This window comes from Bradyrhizobium sp. (assembly GCF_030693485.1).
In the GTDB taxonomy this organism is placed as follows: Bacteria; Pseudomonadota; Alphaproteobacteria; order Rhizobiales; family Xanthobacteraceae; genus Bradyrhizobium.
Genome location: NZ_JAUYAN010000314.1, coordinates 1 through 4,540, shown reverse-complemented (window position 1 = coordinate 4,540; position 4,540 = coordinate 1). Strand labels below are relative to the sequence as shown.

Genomic DNA, 4,540 nt, shown 5'->3' with positions numbered 1-4,540 from the left:
GTCGGCGATCACGGTCTCAAGGTCGGTGGCTTCGGCGTCGGCTTCCCGCCAGATGCGGCCATGATGGCCGAGATCATCGAGCACCAGGTAGATGTTCTGATCGTCTTCGCGCGGCACAAGGGACTGGCGGCGTGCGATAGTTTTCGGCGCATGATTTATCCGTCGCGACCAGAAGCGATATCATCAGCGCGGCGGCTCCGGTCAGCAGATGCATTGTTCTTCCCCTCCATCCCGAACCGGCACCTTGGAGCCAGTTACTCATCTGGTCGTCCGTTAGGCAAATAGCTCTGCGCCAGCTTCGGTGAACTTCACATAGGTGCCCGACTCATGTTTCCAGAGCCAGCCTCGGTCGACGGTCAGTTTCAGTCCGGCACCGTACTCCTCTGGTGTGCCGCCCTCAGTGAACAGGAACGTCCCGTTGATCTTCTCGATGTAGATACGGCCGTCCTGCGCCGCCTCGCTCGTGTTGGCAATCTCCAGCAGCTTGCGGGCGGCGGCAGGATCAGCGAAGCGACTGGGCGCGGCGTACTTCATGCGGCGACCTTGTCTTCCTTGTCCGCACCCTGCGCCACGATCCTCAGCGTATCATCGGGCAACGGTCGCTGCAGCGCCTTCGCCTCATCCCACGGCGCGCGCATCCAGACGTCGCGCTCCTCGTCGGACGTCAGGATCACCGGCATCGCCTTCGGGTGGATCGGCTCGACCACCGCGTTCGGTGCCGTCGTCAAGAACCCGTAGACCAGGTGCGGGCCCGGCACCGGCTTCGACTTCGTGCCCCGGTCACCCTTGAACTCGGTCCAGAGCCCGGCGAAGGCGAACAGCGGTCGATCCTCGCCGAGCGCGAACCAGACCACGTCCTTCCTGCCGGTCGCAGGGTTCGGCTCCGGCGCATACTCCGAGAAGCTGTTCGCCGGCACCAGGCAGCGGTTCTCCGGCTTCAGCCAGCCTCGCCAGTGCGGTGAACTCGTGTTGCGGATGTTGGTGACCGGCGGCCCGCCGAACTTCGGTGGCCGCGGCATCCCCCAACGCATCATCGTCAGCTCGCGGTCGGCACCGGCGTTGCGGATCACCGGAGCCGGGTAGTCGGGGAACACGCCGGGCATCGGCGGGAGGTTGCCGACGTATTGGTCGACCACGCCGAACAGCCGGCGGATAGCCTCCTGGTTGGTGGTGATTGAGTAAAAGATTGCACACGCTATCGACCCAGCCCTCCCACCTGATAGCTACCTACTGTCTGAATATCCATCGTGTCGAAGCCCAAGATAAAACTACCAACGTTCCGAGGCGATGGCGGCCGGGGAGTGATTGGTTCGAGGTTGGACAGTATCTGAAATCCCGAACTTGTTGCCCATGCTTGTTGAATAACTCCACCAATCATTTGATTGCTGCCTTCAGCAATCATCCGCCGAAGTGCCCGCTTAGGAGCGTCGAAGGCCACTATTTCAAGGACTTCGCCCCGGTTCTTTGCGTTGGCGAGTTCTTTGTCGATCTCCTCAGCAAAATCGTCCGCGCCACCGCCAATAGTAACGGCGCACTCTTTTGCGATCCCCCCTATCTTAATCGGAGACAGGTTTCGTTCCATGTTATCGACGGTCAACTGACCATCAGTGATCCTCGGCTGTAGTTCAAATATGCGTAACCTTTGCTCTCGCGGACACCAGCCAAATACGAGAGCTGAAAAGAGCCCATTTTTTAGCGCAAGTTGCCCGACTTCGCGCATGTACTCTGCGGAAGCACCGGCAACAAAATGGGCAAGCTCGTTCAGTGCGGGCGGTGGCGCACCCGGCATTCCGATCAGCTTGGACAACAACGTGGTCGATAAGGCGTGTGCAGCCAAAGCGCTGAGCGTTGCACCGCTGTAAGCGAACCCAATGTCCGAGCGATAGACCACTCTGTCAAATGCGCCGTTTTGACTCGGTTGCATGCAGATCACGGTTATCGGAAGCAGTTTGGGGCCGTGCTCGGTAAGTACATTTCCGGCAGAGCGCACAATCCTACTGTCGGCAATGGCCATCAGCCTTGTTTCGGCCATCCAGACTGCAACCAGTGTCATGCAGCGCCCCTTATCGTTCCCCCGGCCACCATGTCGACGGAGGATCGCTGGCCGTTATCTTGGTCGTCCGCAGCGCCACGAGGTGGCTCCGCTTGTACGGATACCGCCGCACCTGCGAGCAGTCGCTGCAGCGCATGTAGCGTTCGAGTTCGTGGATCGGCGTCGCCTTCGGCCGGCGCACAATGTCGAGTGCAACCGTCTGATGCGTCTGGCAGCCGAGGCACTTGACTTCGAGGTAGCCGTAGCCGGCGTTCAGGGCGTCGCCCAATGTGGGGGACGGCTGCGCGGGACCCCGGAAGCCGAGCATGCGCTTGGTCCATGCCTCGCAGGCAAGCCTGTCGGCAACCCTGCGGGCCTCCCTGGCGCGTTCGGCAGAGGCGCGGACCGAGCTGCCGTAGATGCTCTCGCGTGATCTGGTGCCCATGGCAGCCATCAAAGCGTGATCTGGCGACCCAGGCAAATCGCCCTATAGATGGGGCCCGGAACACCCGGCAACCGCTGCCGGTCGGGGTGTTGATAACTCGGCGCTGGATGAAGGAGGCCGCCAACCGAGGCGGCCTTGGACCAACCCACTATTTCCGATGGTATGATGCGTGGGAAAAAACGTCTTATCGCCGTCGGACGCCCATTCGCAAGGCGTCCCCTTTCGCGCAGCCCTGGGTGCGGGCGCTGCTCAAAATAACCGTTTCGCTTCAAAGCGATCAAAATTCCCGCACCTTGCCGTAAGCCTTTGACTTTGCTGATAGGTTCCTCAACTTCTTCCCCCACCAGCCTTCGCTGGCTTCGCCAGGTACGGCCGGGCAAGCCAATCGTAGCTTTCTGCAAGCCCGGTTATCCCGCGGCTTCCGTCACCGGGAACGGCACCCCGGGCAGATAAAGCTGGACCGGACGTATCTCGTAAACCGCTGTGGGATTGACCCGGCGCAGGTCGCGGGCGGCCTCGATGGCGGCTTCTTCGCTGGCGCAGTCGAGGACATAGAGGCCCAGCAACTGCTCCTTGGTTTCGGCAAACGGGCCGTCGATGACTTGTCCCGCACCCGGGCCGCGCAAGGTGCGGGCCTTGCTGGTCGCCCCCAGCCGCGCTGCCGGTCCGAGCCGTCCCTCCTGGTGCAACCGGTCATGGACCTTGTGCAGATCGACCATCAGCGCCGCGTCCTCTTCCGGTGTCCAGGAGGTGACCTCGGTTTCGACGTGGTAGGCCAGGAAGGCATAAAGCATCGGTAGCTCCTTGGTTGCCGGATCGGCTGTTTCGCGTTCATCACGCAGGACTTTTGGCCGAGCCTGCTCCCGAAAAGCCGGCATTCTGCAAAGTCGCAGCCCGGCTGGAAACCTCGCCGCAGGTCGGCGGCTTGCCACCCACGAAACACTCCGGAAACACGATAGTTGGAATCGCCCATGAACGCGGCGCTCAGGCTTAACGACTGATGAACAGAACGCAGCCGCTGCGCGCCCACCAACGGAGACGGTCATGTTACGCAAGCCAGCTTCCATCATCAGCGATAGCGTGCGGGCTCCTGCGGCGTCCCAGGCGGGCGATTGGCACGACGTCGCCGGCCATCACCGCTATTATGGCAGTTCGGCCAGCAATGGCGGCGAGCGGATCATCGAAAACCGCCGCGGGCTGCGCCCGCGATCGGTCAACGTCTGCGGCTTTTGATCCGAAAAAATTCCAGGCATCACGAATTCCAGGCGTCAAAAACTTCAGACACATAAAAACGCGACGGGATTGCTCCCGTCGCGTTCCAACTTTTGAACTCGCTGGTCCAGGGCTGAGAGCGCCCCGATGCCAGGCTGTCTAGAGCCTAGCGGGCGATCCCAGCGAGGTGACAGCGCTTGGTAAGAGACACTGGATCACCTCCTTTCGTTGCGTTGATGGAGACGGCAGTATAGGCACGGATTCGGTCGATGTTAAGGGGTGGCGCCGGCGGAACAATTGTCGTTTACCCGGCCAAATCCGCCGCAGGCGGTTGAGGCCTGCCACCCGGCGTGATAGTTGATCGGCTCACGCGGGTGTAGCTCAATGGTAGAGCAGCAGCCTTCCAAGCTGAATACGAGGGTTCGATTCCCTCCACCCGCTCCAGACCATTCACCGAACCGCGAAAAGCTGGTGTTCTCGGCTATCAATGATGCGGGTTGTCTACTTCTGCATGGGCTGTGTGATGGTCGCGCTTGGCGCGATCGGCGCGGTGACGCCGCTGCTGCCGACGACGATTTTCCTGATCGCCGCCGCGTGGTGCTTCGCGCGCTCGTCGCCGCGCCTGGAGGCGTGGCTGCTCAACCATCCCCAATTCGGCAAGACGTTGCGCGACTGGCGCTCCGATGGGGCGATCTCGCGGCCGGCCAAGATGATGGCCTGCGCGGGAATGACGTTCGGATTTGTCGTATTCTGGTTCAGCTCTGATCCATCCCTGCTGCTGGCGGCAGGCGTGGCGGCGCTGCTGCTGGCCAGTGCCGGTTATGTCGTTTCGCGTCCGACCATCGTGGATC

General features: G+C 61.6%; 6 protein-coding genes, 1 tRNA gene and 1 pseudogene. 3 read left to right on the top strand and 5 right to left on the bottom strand.

Annotated features, from left to right (window positions below):
* Positions 1-273: 273 nt before the first annotated feature.
* The 5 genes and pseudogenes from Q8N40_RS22905 to Q8N40_RS22885 all read right to left on the bottom strand — a co-directional run bounded on the left by Q8N40_RS22905 (position 274) and on the right by Q8N40_RS22885 (position 3,271).
* Positions 274-534, bottom strand: a complete 261-nt coding sequence (locus tag Q8N40_RS22905) for a hypothetical protein (protein WP_305713420.1) — start codon at positions 532-534, stop codon at positions 274-276.
* A pseudogene (locus Q8N40_RS22900) lies at positions 531-1,194 on the bottom strand (SOS response-associated peptidase). The gene Q8N40_RS22905 and the pseudogene Q8N40_RS22900 overlap by 4 nt, the downstream one beginning before the upstream one ends.
* A gap of 1 nt (position 1,195) precedes the next feature.
* Positions 1,196-2,053 (bottom strand): hypothetical protein, encoded by an 858-nt coding sequence (locus tag Q8N40_RS22895; RefSeq protein WP_305713419.1) that lies wholly within the window; start codon positions 2,051-2,053, stop codon positions 1,196-1,198.
* Positions 2,054-2,063: 10 nt separating this feature from the next.
* Positions 2,064-2,477: a hypothetical protein gene (locus Q8N40_RS22890; RefSeq protein ID WP_305713418.1), complete on the bottom strand. Its 414-nt coding sequence runs from the start codon at positions 2,475-2,477 to the stop codon at positions 2,064-2,066.
* A gap of 407 nt (positions 2,478-2,884) precedes the next feature.
* Positions 2,885-3,271: a YciI family protein gene (locus Q8N40_RS22885; RefSeq protein ID WP_305322105.1), complete on the bottom strand. Its 387-nt coding sequence runs from the start codon at positions 3,269-3,271 to the stop codon at positions 2,885-2,887.
* A 250-nt stretch (positions 3,272-3,521) separates the two neighbouring features.
* On the opposite strand from Q8N40_RS22885, the gene Q8N40_RS22880 reads away from it, so the two are divergent.
* From Q8N40_RS22880 to Q8N40_RS22870, 3 genes are all read left to right on the top strand, one after another.
* Positions 3,522-3,710, top strand: coding sequence for a hypothetical protein (locus Q8N40_RS22880; protein WP_305713417.1), 189 nt, complete (start codon positions 3,522-3,524; stop codon positions 3,708-3,710).
* Positions 3,711-4,059: 349 nt separating this feature from the next.
* Positions 4,060-4,133: transfer RNA gene (locus tag Q8N40_RS22875), tRNA-Gly, on the top strand.
* A gap of 46 nt (positions 4,134-4,179) precedes the next feature.
* Positions 4,180-4,540: YbaN family protein (locus Q8N40_RS22870; RefSeq protein WP_305713416.1), on the top strand; the 361-nt coding region annotated here is incomplete at its 3' end.

Excerpts from the sequence above, each read along its gene's own strand:
- Q8N40_RS22880 (WP_305713417.1), top strand. The coding sequence starts at position 3,522 with ATGTTACGCAAGCCAGCTTCCATCATCAGCGATAGCGTGCGGGCTCCT.
- Q8N40_RS22905 (WP_305713420.1), bottom strand. The coding sequence starts at position 534 with ATGAAGTACGCCGCGCCCAGTCGCTTCGCTGATCCTGCCGCCGCCCGC.
- Q8N40_RS22885 (WP_305322105.1), bottom strand. The coding sequence starts at position 3,271 with ATGCTTTATGCCTTCCTGGCCTACCACGTCGAAACCGAGGTCACCTCC.
- Q8N40_RS22890 (WP_305713418.1), bottom strand. The coding sequence starts at position 2,477 with ATGGGCACCAGATCACGCGAGAGCATCTACGGCAGCTCGGTCCGCGCC.
- Q8N40_RS22895 (WP_305713419.1), bottom strand. The coding sequence starts at position 2,053 with ATGACACTGGTTGCAGTCTGGATGGCCGAAACAAGGCTGATGGCCATT.